Below are 449 nucleotides of genomic sequence, written 5' to 3' on the forward strand. Positions count from 1 at the left end.
ACCGTCAGGTCGTCGATCTTCTCCACGACGATGTCGCGGAAGGTCGCGATGGTGACGGCAGCGGTTGCCGGATCCTTGGCATATTGCCAGGTGAAGACGAGATCGTCGGCGGTGAACGGCTTGCCGTCGTGCCATTTCACGCCCTGACGCAGCTTGAAGGTCAGCGTCTTGTTGTCATTGACCCAGGACCAACTCTCGGCGAGTTCGGGCACGATCGAGTCCATGCTGTTCTGGGCCACGTCCTGCTTGTAGATGACGAGGTTGTTGAAGATCGGCATGAAGGGAACGTTCAGCGAATAGGTCGCGCCTTCGTGAATCGAGGCGTTACCGGGACTGTCGCGGTGATACATCCGCAAAATGCCGCCCTGCCTGGGTTCGGCGGCGAGGGTCGCGGTCGAGGCCGTCAGCACCGATAGCGCCGCCATTGCGGCGAGCGTCCAAACGCTCCG

Annotated in this window: 1 protein-coding gene; it reads right to left on the minus strand. The window is 61.2% G+C overall.

The genetic code is table 11. The annotated features are described in order from the left end of the window. The coding region (locus tag AACY52_RS31280; RefSeq protein WP_370468090.1) for an ABC transporter substrate-binding protein at positions 1 to 449 on the minus strand (449 nt) is incomplete at both ends.

Source organism: Pseudomonas sp. EA_65y_Pfl1_P113 (assembly GCF_963970525.1).
Lineage (GTDB): Bacteria > Pseudomonadota > Gammaproteobacteria > Pseudomonadales > Pseudomonadaceae > Aquipseudomonas > Aquipseudomonas tritici.